The sequence below is a fragment of the Cupriavidus sp. WGlv3 genome (genome assembly GCF_023952475.1).
Lineage (GTDB): Bacteria > Pseudomonadota > Gammaproteobacteria > Burkholderiales > Burkholderiaceae > Cupriavidus > Cupriavidus phytorum.
This window is the reverse complement of record NZ_JALHRX010000018.1, coordinates 26,484-42,791: the sequence shown is the minus strand read 5'-3', so window position 1 is coordinate 42,791 and position 16,308 is coordinate 26,484. Positions and strand designations below refer to the sequence as shown.

At 67.7% G+C, this 16,308-nt stretch carries 14 protein-coding genes; 8 read left to right on the top strand and 6 right to left on the bottom strand.

Annotated elements, in window-relative coordinates:
• Positions 1 to 183: 183 nt before the first annotated feature.
• From MKD38_RS24135 to MKD38_RS24115, 5 genes are all read left to right on the top strand, one after another.
• Complete coding sequence (locus tag MKD38_RS24135; RefSeq protein WP_371925740.1) at positions 184 to 885, top strand: Crp/Fnr family transcriptional regulator; 702 nt, start codon at positions 184 to 186, stop codon at positions 883 to 885.
• A gap of 27 nt (positions 886 to 912) precedes the next feature.
• Positions 913 to 1,779, top strand: coding sequence for an arylamine N-acetyltransferase family protein (locus MKD38_RS24130; protein WP_252680757.1), 867 nt, complete (start codon positions 913 to 915; stop codon positions 1,777 to 1,779).
• 249 nt (positions 1,780 to 2,028) lie between these two features.
• Complete coding sequence (locus MKD38_RS24125; protein WP_252680755.1) at positions 2,029 to 2,793, top strand: SDR family oxidoreductase; 765 nt, start codon at positions 2,029 to 2,031, stop codon at positions 2,791 to 2,793.
• Positions 2,794 to 2,890: 97 nt separating this feature from the next.
• Complete coding sequence (locus tag MKD38_RS24120) at positions 2,891 to 4,639, top strand: class I adenylate-forming enzyme family protein (protein WP_252680753.1); 1,749 nt, start codon at positions 2,891 to 2,893, stop codon at positions 4,637 to 4,639.
• A 46-nt stretch (positions 4,640 to 4,685) separates the two neighbouring features.
• Positions 4,686 to 5,528 carry an acid phosphatase gene (locus MKD38_RS24115; RefSeq protein WP_371925739.1) on the top strand — a complete coding sequence of 281 codons (843 nt, stop codon included), beginning with the start codon at positions 4,686 to 4,688 and terminating at the stop codon, positions 5,526 to 5,528.
• A gap of 20 nt (positions 5,529 to 5,548) precedes the next feature.
• On the opposite strand, the gene MKD38_RS24110 is transcribed toward MKD38_RS24115, so the two are convergent.
• The 3 genes from MKD38_RS24110 to MKD38_RS24100 form a co-directional block, all read right to left on the bottom strand.
• Positions 5,549 to 6,031: a CreA family protein gene (locus tag MKD38_RS24110; RefSeq protein ID WP_252680751.1), complete on the bottom strand. Its 483-nt coding sequence runs from the start codon at positions 6,029 to 6,031 to the stop codon at positions 5,549 to 5,551.
• Between the two features lie 21 nt (positions 6,032 to 6,052).
• Positions 6,053 to 6,538: an acyl-CoA thioesterase gene (locus MKD38_RS24105; protein WP_012355963.1), complete on the bottom strand. Its 486-nt coding sequence runs from the start codon at positions 6,536 to 6,538 to the stop codon at positions 6,053 to 6,055.
• 199 nt (positions 6,539 to 6,737) lie between these two features.
• Positions 6,738 to 7,019, bottom strand: a complete 282-nt coding sequence (locus MKD38_RS24100; RefSeq protein ID WP_010814166.1) for an HU family DNA-binding protein — start codon at positions 7,017 to 7,019, stop codon at positions 6,738 to 6,740.
• A gap of 508 nt (positions 7,020 to 7,527) precedes the next feature.
• Here MKD38_RS24100 and MKD38_RS24095 point away from each other — a divergent pair.
• A complete protein-coding gene (locus tag MKD38_RS24095) occupies positions 7,528 to 8,730 on the top strand; it encodes an ammonium transporter (protein WP_252680749.1) in 1,203 nt (400 codons plus the stop codon).
• 214 nt (positions 8,731 to 8,944) lie between these two features.
• Positions 8,945 to 9,814 (top strand): mechanosensitive ion channel family protein, encoded by an 870-nt coding sequence (locus MKD38_RS24090; RefSeq protein ID WP_252680747.1) that lies wholly within the window; start codon positions 8,945 to 8,947, stop codon positions 9,812 to 9,814.
• Between the two features lie 18 nt (positions 9,815 to 9,832).
• Here MKD38_RS24090 and MKD38_RS24085 read toward each other — a convergent pair whose 3' ends face one another.
• The gene (locus tag MKD38_RS24085; protein ID WP_252680745.1) at positions 9,833 to 11,056 is read right to left on the bottom strand and encodes a Bcr/CflA family multidrug efflux MFS transporter; all 1,224 of its coding nucleotides are present in this window, start codon (positions 11,054 to 11,056) and stop codon (positions 9,833 to 9,835) included.
• 388 nt (positions 11,057 to 11,444) lie between these two features.
• Between MKD38_RS24085 and MKD38_RS24080 the strand changes: the two genes are divergently transcribed.
• Positions 11,445 to 12,032: a hypothetical protein gene (locus MKD38_RS24080; RefSeq protein ID WP_252680743.1), complete on the top strand. Its 588-nt coding sequence runs from the start codon at positions 11,445 to 11,447 to the stop codon at positions 12,030 to 12,032.
• A 67-nt stretch (positions 12,033 to 12,099) separates the two neighbouring features.
• Here MKD38_RS24080 and mdoH read toward each other — a convergent pair whose 3' ends face one another.
• Both mdoH and MKD38_RS24070 read right to left on the bottom strand, forming a co-directional pair.
• Entirely contained in the window at positions 12,100 to 14,724 is a 2,625-nt protein-coding gene (mdoH, locus tag MKD38_RS24075; protein WP_371925738.1) for a glucans biosynthesis glucosyltransferase MdoH, read from the bottom strand.
• A complete protein-coding gene (locus MKD38_RS24070) occupies positions 14,697 to 16,295 on the bottom strand; it encodes a glucan biosynthesis protein G (RefSeq protein WP_116380249.1) in 1,599 nt (532 codons plus the stop codon). Before MKD38_RS24070 ends, mdoH begins: the two co-directional genes overlap by 28 nt.
• Positions 16,296 to 16,308 lie beyond the last annotated feature (13 nt).

Here is a 16,308-nt window from a genome sequence, read left to right as displayed (position 1 = left end):
CGCTGTGGTGCGCGCGCGGCGGGCGCGAGGTGGATTTATAGTAGTGGGCGCGCACCGGCCGGTCTGTCAGGTTTTTGACATTCCACCAGGTGCCCGGACATGGAGACCCGCATGCGGCCGGCGCGCCCGCCACACCCCGCTCTGCTCGCCCCACACGACCCCAAGATGCAGCCCCCAGACACAATGTCCAGCCCGATGTTGCCATGCAGCGACCCGCTCGCCGCGGTGCGCGCGGGCGCGTGGTTCAGCCAGTTGCCGCCGGCGCTGCGGCAGGCGCTGCTGGACGACGGCAGCCTGCGTCGGCTGGTCGCCGGCGAGACCCTGTTTGCGCGCGGCGACCGCTTCGATGGCCTGTATTGTGTTGCCAGCGGCACCATGCAGATCCACGCCAGCGGCGAATCGGGCAAGGCCGCGGTGCTGGGCCTGCTCGAACCCGGCACCTGGTTCGGCGAGATCTGCCTGTTCGATGGCCTGCCGCGCACCCATGACGCGCGTGCGAGCACCGCCGCCACGCTGTGGCATGTGCCGCGCGCCGCCCTGGCGCAGCGCCTCGCGCAGCAGCCGGCATGGTGGCAGGCGTTCGGGCAACTGCTGGCGGCCAAGACCCGCGAGGCCTTCCACTACGTCGAGGAAGCGCAGCTGCTGCCGCCGCCGGCACGCGTCGCGCGCCGGCTGGCGGCAATCGCGCATGGCTACGGCAACCTGCCGGACGGCAGTGCCACGCGGCGCGTGCGCATTGCGCAAGAACAGCTGGCGCAGATGCTGGGCCTGTCGCGCCAGACCGTGAACCACGCGCTGCGCGAACTGGAGGCGCACGGCCTGCTGCGCCTTCAATATGGCGGCATCGAACTGCTCGACCTGCCCGCGCTGGAAACGCTCAACTGACCGCACCGTACCGGAGCCCCATACACCATGACTATCCTGGACGCCGCCCAACTGGACGCCTGGCTGGCGCGCCTCGGCATCGCCGCGCCACCCTCGCCGACGCTGCAGGCGCTGGACGCGGTGCTGGCCGCGCACCTGGCCAGCATTCCGTTCGAGAACGTCGACCCGCTGCTGCGCCGCCCGGTGCGCATCGACCTCGACGCCGTGTTCGACAAGCTGGTCACGCGCCGGCGCGGCGGCTACTGCTTTGAACTCAATACGCTGCTCAGCGCCGGGCTGGGTGCGCTGGGCTACGAGGTCACGCCGCTGGCCGCGCGCGTGCGCTGGGGCGTGCCGGACGACGTGCCGACCATGACCTCGCACATGCTGCTGCGGGTGGAGGTAGCGCATCGCAGCTATCTGGTCGATGTGGGCTTCGGCGGTCCCACGCCGTTCCGTGCGATGCCGCTGTCCGAACCGGCCGACGATGGCTTTCCCTACCGGCTCGCGCCGTCCCCGGCGCAAGCCGGCACCAGCGCATTCCACAGCTATGACCTGCAGGCACGCGGCGATGCGGGATGGATCCCGGTCTACCGTTTCGACCTGACGCCGCAGCCACCGATCGACTTCGAGGCACGCAACTGGTATGTCTCGACGCACCCGGACAGCGTCTTCCTGCAGCGCCTGATGGCCGCGCGCACCGATGGCGGCACGCGCGTGACGCTGGCCAATGGCGAACTGGCCGAGCGCGCCCCGGACGGCAGCGTGCGCCGCACGCACCTGCAGCATGCCGACGCCGTGGTGCAGGCCCTGTCGGAGCGCTTCGGCATCGTGCTGGACGACGAGTTGCGCCAGGGCCTGATGGCTGCGCTGCCTGACCTGCTGGCGCCTGCGACGGCATCCGCCGGCGGCTGAATTGCAGCTGCCTAGCAGCGGCTGCGCACTGCAGCATCGGGCTCCATGCACCGCGCGCATTGCCGGCAGAAAGAATGCTGATAAGGCCTGTAACCGCCACCCGGCGCTGTGGACGCGGCCATGGCCGCGCCACATAATGTCCCGGCGATGCTGCCTGCGGGCGCGTCCGCAGCACAACAGCGCGGCACCCCGCCGCCAGCACAAGCCGGCCAGCATCGCTGACGCCGGCGCAGCCATACAGGAGACTCCATGTCATTGTTCGATCTGACGGGCAAGGTTGCCATCGTCACGGGCTCTTCGCGCGGCATCGGCCGCGCCATCGCCGAGCAGATGGCCGTACAGGGCGCCAAGGTCGTGATTTCCTCGCGCAAGGCCGACGCCTGCCAGGAAGTGGTGGATGCGATCAACGCCCGCCATGGCGCCGGCACCGCCATTGCAGTCCCGGCCAACATCTCTTCGAAGGACGACCTGCAGCGCCTGGTCGACGAGACCAACCGCGCCTTCGGCAAGATCGACGTGCTGGTCTGCAATGCCGCCTCCAACCCGTACTACGGGCCGATGAGCGGCGTCTCGGACGACCAGTTCCGCAAGGTGCTGGACAACAACGTCATCTCCAACCACTGGCTGATCCAGATGGTGGCGCCGCAGATGATCGACCGCAAGGATGGCTCGATCATCATCGTGTCGTCGATCGGCGGCCTGCGCGGCTCGCCCACCATCGGCGTCTACAACATTTCCAAGGCCGCCGACTTCCAGCTGGCGCGCAATCTCGCGGTCGAGTTCGGGCCGCACAATGTGCGCGTGAACTGCATCGCGCCGGGGCTGATCAAGACCGACTTCGCGCGCGCGCTGTGGGAAGATCCCGAGCGCTACAAGCAGTCCACCCAGGGCGCCCCGCTGCGCCGCATCGGCGAACCCGTCGAGATCGCCGGCGCGGCCGTGTTCCTTGCCTCCGCGGCCAGCACCTTCATGACCGGCCAGGCCATGGTGGTGGACGGCGGCGTGACCATCTGAGCCTTTGACGCAAGCGTTGCCAGGCGGCCGGCGCTGATAGCGCTGGCCGCTTTCCTGCATTTCCCTCAACCTGCAGTGCAGTTCCGGGAGGCAGTCCATGTCGAGCAATCCGCAGTCGGCCGGCACCTGGCCGGTCATGTCGCTGGCCGAGGCCCACGCCCGCCTGACCGCGCCGGGCGCGCCGTTCGAAACCGAGACGCGCGTGATCCGCGGCATCCCCACCACGGTCTGGAAGAACGCGCCGCCCACGCTGCGTGAGCTGTTGCTGGCCACGCGCGCGTTTGCCGAACGCACCTTCGTGGTGTATGAGGACGAGCGCGTCTCCTACGATGCGTTTGTGCGCGCCGCCATCGCCATGGCCCACGCGCTGGTGCGCGACGGCGTGCGCAAGGGCGACCGGGTGGCGCTGGCCATGCGCAACCTGCCCGAATGGCCGGTGGCGTTCTACGGCGCGCTGCTGACCGGCGCCATCGTGACCCCGCTCAATGCGTGGTGGACCGGCCAGGAGCTGGAATATGGCCTGGCCGATTCCGGCAGCCGCATTGCCATCGTCGATGCGGAGCGGCTCGACCGCATCCTCGAACACCTGCCGGGCTGCCCGGCGCTGGAACGCATCTACGTCTCGCGCGCGGGGGCTGCGCCGGCCGAGCCGCGCGTGACGGCGCTGGAAAGCGTGATCGGCCCTTCGGCGAACTGGGCGACTCTGCCGGAGCAGACGCCGCCCGCGGTCGACATCGACCCCGACGACGACGCCACCATCTTCTACACCTCAGGCACCACCGGCAAGCCGAAGGGCGCGCTCGGCACGCATCGCAATTCCACTTCGGTGGCGGTGGCTGGCGGCTTCAGCCCGCTGCGCAACCTGCTGCGCCGCGGCGAGCCGATCCCGGCGCCGGATCCGGCCGCGCCGCAAAAATCGATGCTGCTGGCGGTGCCGTTCTTCCACGTCACCGGCTGCATGGCGGTGCTCAACGGCGCCATCGCCACCGGCGGCAAGATCGTGCTGCTGCACCGCTGGGACGCGCTGCGTGGCATGGAACTGATCGAACGCGAGCGCTGCACCGCGGCCGGCGGCGTGCCCACCATCGCATGGCAGATCCTGGAGCATCCCGAGCGCGGCCGCTTCGACCTGTCGTCGCTGGAGAACATCAACTACGGGGGCGCGCCGGCCTCGCCCGAGCTGGTCCGGCGCATCCGCGAGGTCTTCCCGATGGCCGCGCCCGGCATTGGCTGGGGCATGACCGAAACCTCGTCCACCTTCACCAGCCACAGCGCCGAAGAGTACGTGATGCGCCCGGACAGCAGCGGCCCGGCGCTGCCGATCGGCGAAATGAAGGTGGTCGACGGCCGCGGCCAGGCGCTGCCGCCGGGGGAAACCGGCGAGCTGATGGCGCGCGGCGCCAATGTCGTGCGCGGCTACTGGAACAAGCCCGAGGCCACCGCCCAGACCTTTGTCGACGGCTGGCTGCGCACCGGCGACATTGCCCGGCTGGACGATGAGGGCTACGTCTACATCGTCGACCGGATGAAGGACATGCTGATCCGCGGCGGCGAGAACATTTACTGCATCGAGGTGGAAAGCGCGCTGTACGAGCATCCCGCGGTCATGGACGCGTCGGTGGTCGGGCTGCCGCACCGGACCCTGGGCGAGGAGCCGGCCGCCGTGGTGAGCCTGAAGCCGGGCATGCAGACGAGCGAGACCGAGCTGCAGGATTTCGTGCGCGAGCGGCTGGCCGCGTTCAAGGTGCCGGTGCGTATCCTGATTTACCACGAGATGCTGCCACGCAATGCCAATGGCAAGATCATGAAATCGAACCTGCGCAAGCTGTTCGACGCCGCTGCGTAAGCCAGGGCAGCACCGCATCGATCCGATCCCTCACCAGGAAGACAAATTGACGGACCAAGCCAAGCCGGATTCCTCCCTCCCCCGACCCATGCGGGCGCCTGGCGCGGCAGCGCTCGCCGCGCTGCTGGCCGGCTGCGCCGCCGGCGGCACCAACCTGGCCGCGGTGCCGGAGCTGCGTCCCGGGGTGCCGGCCGGCTACCTCGCCGCCGATGCCCGCCCCGACAGCCTGAAGCTGCTGTCGGCGCCGCCGGCGCAGGGGTCGGCCGCGCTGGCGCTGGACCAGGACTCCGCGCGCCAGGCCGGCCCGCTGCGCGGTTCGCCACGCTGGCAACTGGCGTCCGACGATGCCGTGCTGACGTTCCCGCAGGCCGCCAGCACCTTCTCCTGCGCGCTGGGCGTGCCCGTCAGCGAGAAGGACACGCCTTACCTGAACATGCTGCTGCGCCGCAGCCTGGTCGATGCCGGCCTGTCTACGTACAAGGCCAAGGACCATTACAAGCGCACCCGCCCGTTCGTGGCCACCAAGACCTCGATGTGCACGCAGGCCGAGGCCGCCAAGCTGGAGAAGGATGGTTCCTACCCGTCCGGCCACAGCGCCATCGGCTGGGCCTGGGCGCTGATCCTGACCGAGATCGAGCCGGCGCGTGCCAATGAACTGCTGGCGCGCGGCCAGGCCTTCGGGCAAAGCCGCGTGGTCTGTAACGTGCACTGGCAGAGCGATGTCAACGCGGGCCGCACCATGGCGGCGGCCACGGTGGCACGGCTGCATGCCGATCCCACCTTCCGTGCCGACCTGGAACGGGCACGCAGTGAAGTCGCTGCCGCACGCGCCGCGGGTGCGCGGCCATCGCGCGATTGCCAGGCGGAGACCGCGGCGCTGGCGCCGTAACTCCGGGATGTAAGGCCGGCCTATTTTACCGGAATCACCGTGCCGGCCGGCACCGGCACGGCGGTCACGCTGTTCTGCGGGCTGCCGCTGACGATGCGATCCGAATACGTCAGGTAGACCAGCGTATTGCGCTTGCGGTCGACCGCGCGCACCACATGCAGCGCCTTGAACAGGATCGACATGCGCTCGGAGAACACATTGTCCTGCTGCTTGATCGGCGCCTTGAAGCCGATCGGACCCACCTGCCGGCACGCGATCGAGGCCTCGGGCGGGTCTTCCGCCATGCCGAGCTGGCCCTTGATGCCGCCGGTGCGGGCGCGCGACACGTAGCAGGTGATGCCGTCCACCTGCGGGTCGTCATAGGCTTCGATCACGACCTTGTCGGAGCCGGTCATGCGGAAATTGGTGCTGACGCTGCCGATCTCCTCGGCACTGGCACCCGCGGCTGCGCCGGCGCAGGCGGCGGCGAGCAGGATGCTAATGAGTGGGTGGCTGGACTTCATGGCTGAATCGCGCATCGGCACTCAGTTCACCGACGACTTGATGTCGCCGTGGCGCTTTTCCATTTCCTGGCGCAGCGCGCGGCGCTGCTGCGCGGCGGCAAAGCGCTGGCGCTCGACCTCGTCGCGCGGCTCCAGCGGCGGCACCTCGGCCGGGGTGCCGTTATCGTCCACCGCCACCATGGTGAAATAGCAGCTGTTGGTATGGCGCACGAGCTTGCTGCGGATATTCTCGGTCACCACCTTGATGCCGATCTCCATCGAGCTGCGGCCGGTGTAGTTGACCGATGCCAGGAAGGTCACCAGCTCGCCCACGTGGATGGGCTGGCGGAACACCACCTGGTCCACCGACAGCGTGACCACGTAGCGGCCGGCGTAGCGGCTGGCGCAGGCATACGCCACCATGTCCAGGTACTTGAGGATGGTGCCGCCGTGGACGTTGCCGGAGAAGTTGGCCATGTCCGGCGTCATCAGCACGGTCATGGAAAGCTGGTGGGACAGGTCATTCATGATGCGGGATACGAAGATTGCGGGGGCGGGATTGCCGGCTGCGGGCGCCGGCAGTTTAACCCGGATCGCCGCGCCGTTGCCGGCGGACATGGCGCGGCGTTGGCAATTGGTCTGCCGGCGCATCGGACCCAACGGGCGCGTCCGGCACATAAAAAAAGCGGCCTGCCAGGCCGCTTCTTTCGCTATGGACGCAAACTGCTTATTTTTTCTTGTTCACGGCGTCCTTGAAACCCTGGCCTGCCGAGAACTTGACCGTCTTGGCGGCCGGAATCTTGATGGTTTCGCCGGTGCGCGGATTGCGGCCGGTACGGGCAGCGCGCTTGCCGGCGCTGAAGCTGCCAAAACCCACCAGCGTTACAGAATCGCCCTTTGCCACTGCCTTCTTGATACTGTCCAGCGCTGCGTTGAGCGCACGCTCGGCGGCGGCATTGCTCAATTCTGCTTCCGCGGCGATGGCCGATACCAGTTCACCTTTATTCATGGCTGATTTCCCTTGTTGGTCGTCGTCACCGATGTGCGTGCCTCGCGGCAGGCCATCGATCGGCGCAGTCTAATCTGCCCTTCGCGCGTTGAGCAATCCCCAGTGGCACCAATGCGACAAAAAAACCCGCAAATCCTTGCTTGAGGCCGGTTAGCGGGCAATTTCCACTGCTGTTCGCGCTTGCCAGGCGCCGCTTTTTGCCGGGCCGGAGCCGCGCCGGGAGCGGGCGCGCGCAATCGTGCCCTCAAAGCTAAACAGCATAGGACAGATTCCCCCAAATGGGGCGCCGCACCACAACGAATCGCCAGACGCCCCTTGCCGGCTCCATTCTGGCGCAGAGGCGCCCTGCTGCCGGCAGCGTCCCGACGGCACCGGGCCTCGGGGAATCGGCCGCGTGCGGCATGCCGGTGCGGCTTTTTACCCGGCACGGTGCAAGCGGCACCAGCATGCAGCGGTCTGTGGAACGCTTTTTGCATACTGGTGCGCCCATTTTGAGCATGAGGTCACTATGGACAACTGGAAGACCGGCACCGACGCGCTGTTTATCCTGCTAGGCGCCATCATGGTGCTGGCCATGCACGCCGGCTTTGCGTTCCTCGAACTCGGCACGGTACGCAAGAAAAACCAGGTCAATGCGCTGGTAAAGATTCTGGTGGATTTCGCGGTCTCCACCATCGCCTATTTCTTTATCGGCTACACCATCGCCTACGGCGTGCAGTTCTTTTCCGGCGCCGAAACGCTGGCCCAGAAGAACGGTTATGAACTGGTCAAGTTCTTTTTCCTGGCAACCTTTGCCGCGGCCATTCCGGCGATTATCTCCGGCGGTATTGCCGAACGCTCGCGTTTCAATCCGCAACTGGTCGCCACCTTCGTGCTGGTGGGCTTTGTCTACCCATTTTTCGAGGGCATGGTGTGGAATCAGCGCTACGGCGTGCAGGACTGGATCGCGCGCGTCGCCGGCGCGCCCTTCCACGACTTTGCCGGTTCGGTGGTGGTGCACGCGCTGGGCGGATGGATTGCGCTGCCTGCGGTGCTGCTGCTGGGGGCGCGCCGCGGCCGCTACCAGAAGGACGGCCGCATCAGCGCGCATCCGCCCTCGAACATCCCGTTCCTGGCGCTGGGCGCCTGGATTCTTGCGGTGGGCTGGTTCGGCTTCAACGTGATGAGCGCGCAGACCGTCGACAAGATCAGCGGCCTGGTGGCGATCAATTCGCTGATGGCGATGGCCGGCGGCACGCTGGCCGCCTGGATGGCCGGACGCAACGATCCGGGCTTCGTCTATAACGGGCCGCTGGCCGGCCTGGTGGCGGTATGCGCGGGCTCGGACCTGATGCATCCGCTGGGCGCGCTGGTCACCGGTGCCGTGGCCGGCGTGCTGTTCGTCTATATGTTCACGCTGGCGCAAAACAAATGGCATATCGACGATGTACTGGGCGTGTGGCCGCTGCACGGGCTGTGCGGTGCCTGGGGCGGCATCGCCGCGGGCATCTTCGGTGCGAAGGCGCTGGGCGGCCTTGGCGGGGTGTCGCTCGGCGCGCAGCTGCTCGGCACCTTGCTTGGCATCGTGGTGGCGCTGGCCGGCGGCACGCTGGTCTATGGCACGCTGAAGCGGCTGGTGGGCATCCGCCTCGACGCCGAGGGCGAGTTCAACGGCGCCGACCTGACGCTGCACCGGATTTCCGCGACCCCCGAGCGCGAAACCAACTGGTAATACCCGCCAGCACAATTCCGATATAAACAGACAAGCCGTGCAAGGCGCCTTGTCTTAACAATTATTTGCTTGCACTTCCGCGCACGGCCTCTCAATAATTGCCGTGCCCGGGAATTGCGCGCAACGCGCAGGGGCTCGCACGCCGCAGCCGGCTGGTTCGGGGGATGTTGGGTCGGCGGCTGCCCGGTTACACCAACACGAAAGGAATATGCCGATGGACGCCTCTACCTTCGACAACCTCAAGACCCTGGTGGTCTCCTACGCCACCGAATTCGGCGTCAAGATCCTCGCGGCCCTCGCCTTCTGGGTCATTGGCCGCTGGCTGATCCACTTTGTCGTGCGCCTGGTTCAGAACGCGCTCGGCAAGCAGAAGGTCGATCCGACGCTGCTGCGCTATGTCGGTTCCATCGTCACCGTGACGCTGAACGTCGTGCTGGTGATCGGCATCCTTGGCTACTTCGGCATCCAGACCACCACCTTTGCCGCGCTGATCGCCGCGGCCGGCGTCGCCATCGGCATGGCTTGGTCGGGGCTGATGGCAAACTTCGCCGCCGGCGCCTTCCTGGTGGTACTGCGGCCGTTCAAGGTGGGCGATTTCGTCACCATCGGCGGCGTGACCGGAACCGTGCGCGAAATCGGCCTGTTCGCCACCATGCTGGATACGCCGGACAATGTCCAGACCGTGATCGGCAACAACAAGATCTTCAGCGACACCATCCAGAACTTCACCGCCAATGCGTTCCGGCGCGTGGAACTGAAAGCGCAGCTGGCCGGCAGCACCGACGTGGCCGAGGCAGTGGCGCTGCTGAAGAGCCGTATCGCCGAGATCCCCAACGTGCTGGCCGAGCCGCCGGTCGACGTCGAAATCCTCGAGTTCACGCTGGTCGGCCCGGTGCTGGCGGTGCGGCCCCATTGCCATAACGACCATTACTGGCAAGTCTATTTCGACACCAATCGCGTCATCCGCGAGTGCTTCGGCCAGGCCGGCTACGCCGCGCCGATGCCGGCGCACATGGTGGTGGTGCAACAGGCTGGGGTGCCGCACGCCGCCGCGGAGCAAGCCGCGGCACAGCAGGCTGCCTGAACTGGCGCGGCGGCGGTTTCAGTGAGTGGTCGGGCGCGCGCGTGCGCCCGAGCGCCCGTAATGGCGCATCAGCACCGCGCCGGCGCCGCAGGCCGCCATCACTACGCCCAGCGGCAGCGCGCTGCCGTCGCGCCACACGCTGACCGCCGCGCCGCCGAGCGTGCCGAGCGAAAACTGCAACGTGCCCATCAGCGCCGAAGCCGTGCCGGCGCGATGCCCCTGGTGCGCCAGCGCCAGCGCCGAGGCATTCGGCGAGACGCAGCCCAGCGCACCGATAAACACGAAGAAACCGCCCAGCAGCACCGGCAGCACCGCCATCCCCGCCAGCGCGGCCAGCGCCAGCACCAGCCCCGCGGCCAGCGCCGCCAGCAGCGTGGCCCCCAGCACCTGGTCGAGCGAACGCCCGCGCACCAGCCGGGCATTGAGCTGCGACATCGTGATCAGCCCGAACGCATTGGCGCCGAACACAAAGCCATAGTGCGACGGCGCGATGCCGTGCAGTTCGATCAGCACAAAGGGCGAGCCCGAGATATACGCAAACATGCCCGCCGAGCCGAAGCCGGCCGACAGCGAATAACCCAGGAATTCCCGGTCGCGCAGCAGTTCCGCGTAGCTGCGGGCCACGGTGCCGAGCCGCAGCGGCGCCACATGGCCGCGGTCCAGCGATTCCTCCATGCGCAGGTGGACCAGCAGCAGGATCAGCAGGCCGGCCCCCGCCAGCACCCAGAAGATGGCGCGCCAGCCCGATACGGTCAGCACCGCGCCGCCGATGATCGGCGCCAGGATCGGCGCCACCCCCATCACCAGCATCAGCGAGGAAAACGCCCGCGCCGATTCATGCGCCTCGAGCCGGTCGCGGATCACCGCCCGGGCCATCACCATGCCGGCGCAGCCCCCCAGTGCCTGCAGGAAGCGCCATAGCATCAGCGATTCCACGTTGCGCGCCAGCGCGCAGCCCACCGCGGCGATGACGTAGAGGCATAGCCCGACATAGAGCGGCGGCTTGCGCCCAAAGCGGTCGCTGAAGGGACCATAGAAGGCCTGCCCGATCGCCAGCCCGATCAGGAAGGTGCCCAGCGTCAGCTGGACCTGCCCGATGTCGACGCCCAGGTCGCCCGCCAGCGTCGGGAAACTCGGCAGGTACATGTCGATCGACAGCGGCGCGATCGCCATCAGCGAGCCGCAGATCAGCAGCCAGGCAGGGAAACGCGGCGTCGGCGCGGCGCTTGGGGAATGAGGCATGGGGACAGTATCCGAGGGCGATGGCGCTGTCGTGCGCGGCCGTGCGGCACCGGCAGCCCCGTCGAAAGACGCAATTGTTGCACAACATAACCAATGCAGCCGCGAACCCGAGGACTTGCCCTGCGGCCGATGGAGAAGAAAAACCGGCCTGCCAGATTTCATCGCCAAGTCGGGTCCGGCAAAGCTGGCAAACCAGGCAGGATTGGTGAATAGTGGTGTCAGGCCCCGTTGTCCATGGGCCTTGGATGGCGGCATCGCTACGACCCTTGCGGGGCGCGACTTTCATGCGCGCCGGGGTGGAGGGTACAATGCCAGCCTGTCGGCGTAAGACTCGCCGTCGGCCTCGCAGAGAGGGACGACAGTACAGGTCCCCGCAACATTAGCCTGCATGAGAATACGACAAACGCCGCTTTCCGCTTCGCTAGGCACTGCCATACTCGCGGTCGTGCTGCTGCTGCCGCTGCCCCAGACGGCCAGGGCGGCACCGGCGCAGTTGCGCAGTGCCAGCGTCCCATTGCTGGTTCCCGCGCCCGATGAAGCCGACCCGGTGGCGCGCATGCTCAAGGGCGCGGCCACCGGCCAGAACACCGGCGCGGCCGGCGTGCCGGAACTGCTGCGCAATGCCACCCGCCCTGACAACGTACTGGCGCGCGCCTGCCGGCAACTGAACGATGCCCTGCCGATCGAGATCGACGGCGAGACCCGCCTGCGCCGCTGCCAGTCGGTCCCGGGCAAACACGTATTGTTCCAGCTGGAACTGACCAACTATCGCGGGCCGATGCTGGACCTGGCCAGTTTCGAGGTCAACTACGCCGCGCCGCTGCAGCGTAATATCTGCGCCAACCGCGATGTCGAGATCCTGACCAAGCTGGGCGTCAGCATGTTGTTCCGCTACATGACGCGCAAGGACCGCGGCGAGCGCCGCATCGGCGACGTCTATATCAACGGGCCGATCTGCAGCGCTGCGTTGCGCTGACCGCGCGCGCCAGTACCAACAAAAACGGCCCGCTGATGCGGGCCGTTTTTGCTTCAGGCAACACGCCTCATGCCGCGCGCGGGCGCAGCGGCACCACGTTGGCGGCGCGCCGTACCAGCATGCGCGTATCCTTCCAGCCGGCGTCGGCCAGCGGCGAGCCCCACACCAGTTCATGCAGGCGCGCCAGCGCGAACGGATTGCCTAGCAGCACGTGCTTCTGCGCCGGCGTGAGCGCGCGCGGCCCGTGCGTCAGGGCATGCTCGATCAGGCTCTCGTGGCGCTTGCGCGCCGATTCCGGCTGCGCCACGCGTGGCGTCGCGGTGGCGCACATCAGCGCGTTGGTGACCGGGTCCACCACGGCGTCGACGAAGTTGGGCGTTTCGGCGGCGTTTTCGACATGCTGCTGCGTTTCGACGATCTCGCGCGGCACCAGCGTTTCTTCCGGGATCATGAACAAACCCGCGTTGCGCGAAGCGCGACCCAGCGAGACCCGCGACAGCATCACCGACAGCGGGATCGACAGCGCCAGCGAGCCGACAATCGGCAGCAGCCACAGCACGTAGGACGGGTTCAGCCAGTACACCAGCCCACCCCACGCCAGCCCCAGCGCGGTATGCCAGCCGTGACGGCGGAACGCTTCGCCCCAGGTGGTCTCGGCGTCTTCACGCGGCGGCGATTTCCACGAGATGCCCCAGCCGCTGTACGCGGCGACCACGAACTTGGTATGGAACAGCATGCGCGTGGGCGCCAGCAGCGCGGACAGCAGCACCTCGATCAGCATGCTGGCAAAGAGCTGCACCGCGCCGCCGTAGCGCCGCGCCTGCTTCATCAGCAGCGCCACGCTGGCGAGCTTGGGCAGGAACAGCAGCGTGGCCGTGGCCGAGAACAGCGCCAGGGCCTTTTCCGGATGCCACTCGGGCCAGGTCGGGAACAGCTGGTATTGCTGCGTGAAGTACTCCGGCGGCACCAGCGCGTGCTTGGCCAGCATCGCCGTCGACAGCAGCAGGAACAGCAGCCACAGCGGCGCCGACAGATACGCCATGATCCCGGTCAGGAACACCGCGCGGTGCACCACGTGGAAGCCCTGCTTGAGCCACAGCCGGAAGTTCATCAGGTTGCCCTGGCACCAGCGGCGGTCGCGCTTGACCTCGTCGAGCAGGTTGGGCGGCAGTTCTTCGTACGAGCCCTCGAGGTCGTAGGCAATCCACACGCCCCAGCCGGCACGGCGCATCAGCGCGGCCTCGACAAAGTCGTGCGACAGGATCTCGCCCGACAGCGGGCCGCGGCCCGGCAGCGGCGCCAGCGCGCAGTGTTCGATGAACGGCTTGACGCGGATGATGGCGTTGTGGCCCCAGTAGTGCGACTCGCCCAGCTGCCAGTAATGCAGCCCGGCGGTGAACAGCGGTCCGTACACGCGGGTGGCGAACTGCTGCACGCGTGCATACAGCGTTTCGCGGCCCACCGCCAGCGGCGCGGTCTGGATGATGCCGGCGCCGGGGTTGGCTTCCATCAGCCGCACCAGCGTGGCCAGGCAGTCGCCGCTCATCACGCTGTCGGCATCGAGCACCACCATGTAGCGGTACTTGCTGCCCCAGCGGCGGCAGAAATCGGCCACGTTGCCGGTCTTGCGCTTCACGCGGTGGCGGCGCCAGCGGTAGAAGATGCGGCCGAAGCCGCCGACGGCGCGGCACAGTTCCATCCAGGCATCGTGCTCGGCGGTGCGCAGGTCCGGATTGCCGCTGTCCGACAGCACGATGAAATCGAAGTTGGACAGATGCGGCGTGCGCGACAGCGATTCATAGGTGGCGCGCAAGCCCGCGAAGACGCGGGTCACGTCTTCATTGCAGATCGGCATGATGATCGCGGTGCGCGCCTCGGCCGCGATCGGCGCGTCGGGCCGGTCCGGCACCGCCGAGCGCGAGATCAGATGCTTGTCGCCGCCCTTGGCCAGGACCAGGAAGCCCATCATCGCGGTCCAGAAGCCGGCCGACACCCATGAGAACAGGATGGCGAACAGCACCAGGATGGCAATCTCGAGCGGATCGGCGCCGTGGTACGGCAGCACGTTGGTCATGAAATACGTGGCCAGCACGGTCTGGACCGCGACCAGTGCCAGCAGCACCCAGCGCCGGTGCGAGCCGGCGGGATGCCATTTGCCTTCGGCGTCGGGGCCATCGTGCAGGGTGTCCCAGGTCTCGGGCACCGGCGGGCGCCCGAGCATGCGGCGCCAGGTGTTGCGCAGCCAGCCGGTGACGATATGCGGCGGCCACTGGCGCGGCACCATCGAGCTGCGCTCGGGCGCGGGGCCGGTGTCGGCCTTCACGGTGCCGTCTTCACGGCGGCGCAGCAGCGGCGCGCCGCCGGCCTGCGGATTGCCGTAGGCCATGGCGAAGCGCCGCGGCACCGAGGCATAGGCGCTGCTGCCGTGCGCCGGCGGCGCTTCCTTGCCGGCCAGGCGCGACTGCAGGTGCGTGATCGCCTCCTGCGCGTCGCGGCCATCGGTCGTGACCGGGATCACCGGGGTCACCGAAGCCAGCGGCGTGGCGGGTGCCGCCGTGGCGGCCATGCTGGCGCTGTCGGCCAGCAGTTCGCTGCGCACTTCAGGCGATACGGGCAGGCGGTCGAGATAGCGCTCGCATGCCGCCGCCTGGGCCGGTCGCTGCTTTAGGCGGGGGGTAAGATGTAGCTCCACGTCTCGGACAGGGTTGTATTGCCGTTGCGAAGATAGCCGCGCAACTCTACCGGCTTGGTTTCGTCCTTGCGGCGCATCAGCATGGTCATGCGCCAGCCGCCGGTCGCGTCATTGCGCTGCACCGACGTCTTCAACAGCTCGCCGTTGGCATCGGCCGAAACCACCGGGTCGATGCGCACGTCCGCCGGCAGCCTGCGGAAGGCGGGGCCTTCGAAGTCCACCACCAGCGAAAAGCTCGTGTCCTCCTTGCTGCGGGTCTGGCCCTGGCCCATGCGGGTCTGGGTCACCCACGACAGCGGCGGCTCTTGTTCGCCATCCTTCTGCCACAGCAGGCGGTACTCATAGTCGAAGGCCTGCTTCGGCTTGGGCGGGTTGTCGGGCACCCAGTACGCGACGATGTTGTCATTGGTCTCGTCCGGCGTCGGGATCTGCACCAGTTCCACCCGGCCCGAGCCCCAGTTGCCGCGCGGCTGCACCCAGCCGCTGGGCCGGCGCTCATACCACGCGCCGATCTCCTGATAGCTGTTGAAGCTGCGGTCGCGCTGCATCAGCCCGAAGCCCTGCGGATTGGTCGCGGCAAACGACGTCACCAGCAGCCGCTTGGGATTGACCAGCGGACGCCAGACCCATTCGCCGGTGCCGAGGTGGATCGACAGGCCGTCCGAGTCATGCACCTCCGGCCGGAAATCCTGCGCCGGCGCCGGCTGGTTCTCGCCGAACAAATACATGCTGGTCAGCGGCGCCAGGCCAAGCTTGGTCACGTTCTCGCGCAGGTAGAGGCGCGACTTGACCTCCATCGCGGTCTCCGCGCCGGGCTTGATGGTGAAGCGGTACGCCCCGCTCATGCGGCGCGAATCCATCAGCGCATAGATGGTGATTTCCTTGGCATTGGCGCCAGGGCGTTCGATCCAGTATTCGACGAAGCGCGGGAATTCCTCGCCCGAGTTGAGCGCGGTATCCACCGCCAGCCCGCGCGCCGAGAGCCCGTACCACTGGTCCTTGCCGAGTGCGCGGAAGTAGCTGGCGCCGAGGAACGACGCCAGTTCGTCCTTGCGCTTGCCCTGGTTCAGCGGATACAGGATGCGGAAGCCGGCGTAGCCCAGCCCTTTCAGCTTGGCGGCATCGACCTTGTGCGGGCCGTAGTTGAACGCGGAGGGGTCGAAGCGGAATTCGCGCACGCTGTTGCCCACCACTTCATGGATGCGCACGGGCTGGTCGAACACCATGCCCTCGTGGAAGAACGACAGCTCGAACGGCGAACGCGTGCCGCGCCAGGCAAAGCGCTCGGGCTTGTATTCGATCTCGCGGTAGCGCTCGTAGGTCAGTTCGCGCAATTCGCGCGGCAGGTTCTGTGCCGGCGCCTTGTAGGGCGACGCCGCCAGCTGGCGCGCGCGCGACGCGACGGTGTCGAAGTCGAACGCATGGGCCGCCATCGCACACAGCGCCAGCGCCCCGCCGCCGAGCCAGGCCGCGATGCGCGCTCCGGCGCGCGCGGCGCGGCGGCGCGCCCCCGGCCCGGCAGCGGGCAAGGTAAACGGTACGGCTATTCGTGGCGTGGCGATCTGTGACATGTATGCCAGGGTG

Coding starts and splice junctions, on each gene's coding strand:
- MKD38_RS24070 (WP_116380249.1), bottom strand. CDS start 16,295: ATGTCACAGATCGCCACGCCACGAATAGCCGTACCGTTTACCTTGCCC.
- MKD38_RS24120 (WP_252680753.1), top strand. CDS start 2,891: ATGTCGAGCAATCCGCAGTCGGCCGGCACCTGGCCGGTCATGTCGCTG.
- MKD38_RS24125 (WP_252680755.1), top strand. CDS start 2,029: ATGTCATTGTTCGATCTGACGGGCAAGGTTGCCATCGTCACGGGCTCT.
- MKD38_RS24080 (WP_252680743.1), top strand. CDS start 11,445: ATGAGAATACGACAAACGCCGCTTTCCGCTTCGCTAGGCACTGCCATA.
- MKD38_RS24095 (WP_252680749.1), top strand. CDS start 7,528: ATGGACAACTGGAAGACCGGCACCGACGCGCTGTTTATCCTGCTAGGC.
- MKD38_RS24085 (WP_252680745.1), bottom strand. CDS start 11,056: ATGCCTCATTCCCCAAGCGCCGCGCCGACGCCGCGTTTCCCTGCCTGG.
- MKD38_RS24105 (WP_012355963.1), bottom strand. CDS start 6,538: ATGAATGACCTGTCCCACCAGCTTTCCATGACCGTGCTGATGACGCCG.
- MKD38_RS24090 (WP_252680747.1), top strand. CDS start 8,945: ATGGACGCCTCTACCTTCGACAACCTCAAGACCCTGGTGGTCTCCTAC.
- MKD38_RS24110 (WP_252680751.1), bottom strand. CDS start 6,031: ATGAAGTCCAGCCACCCACTCATTAGCATCCTGCTCGCCGCCGCCTGC.
- MKD38_RS24100 (WP_010814166.1), bottom strand. CDS start 7,019: ATGAATAAAGGTGAACTGGTATCGGCCATCGCCGCGGAAGCAGAATTG.
- MKD38_RS24130 (WP_252680757.1), top strand. CDS start 913: ATGACTATCCTGGACGCCGCCCAACTGGACGCCTGGCTGGCGCGCCTC.
- MKD38_RS24135 (WP_371925740.1), top strand. CDS start 184: ATGTCCAGCCCGATGTTGCCATGCAGCGACCCGCTCGCCGCGGTGCGC.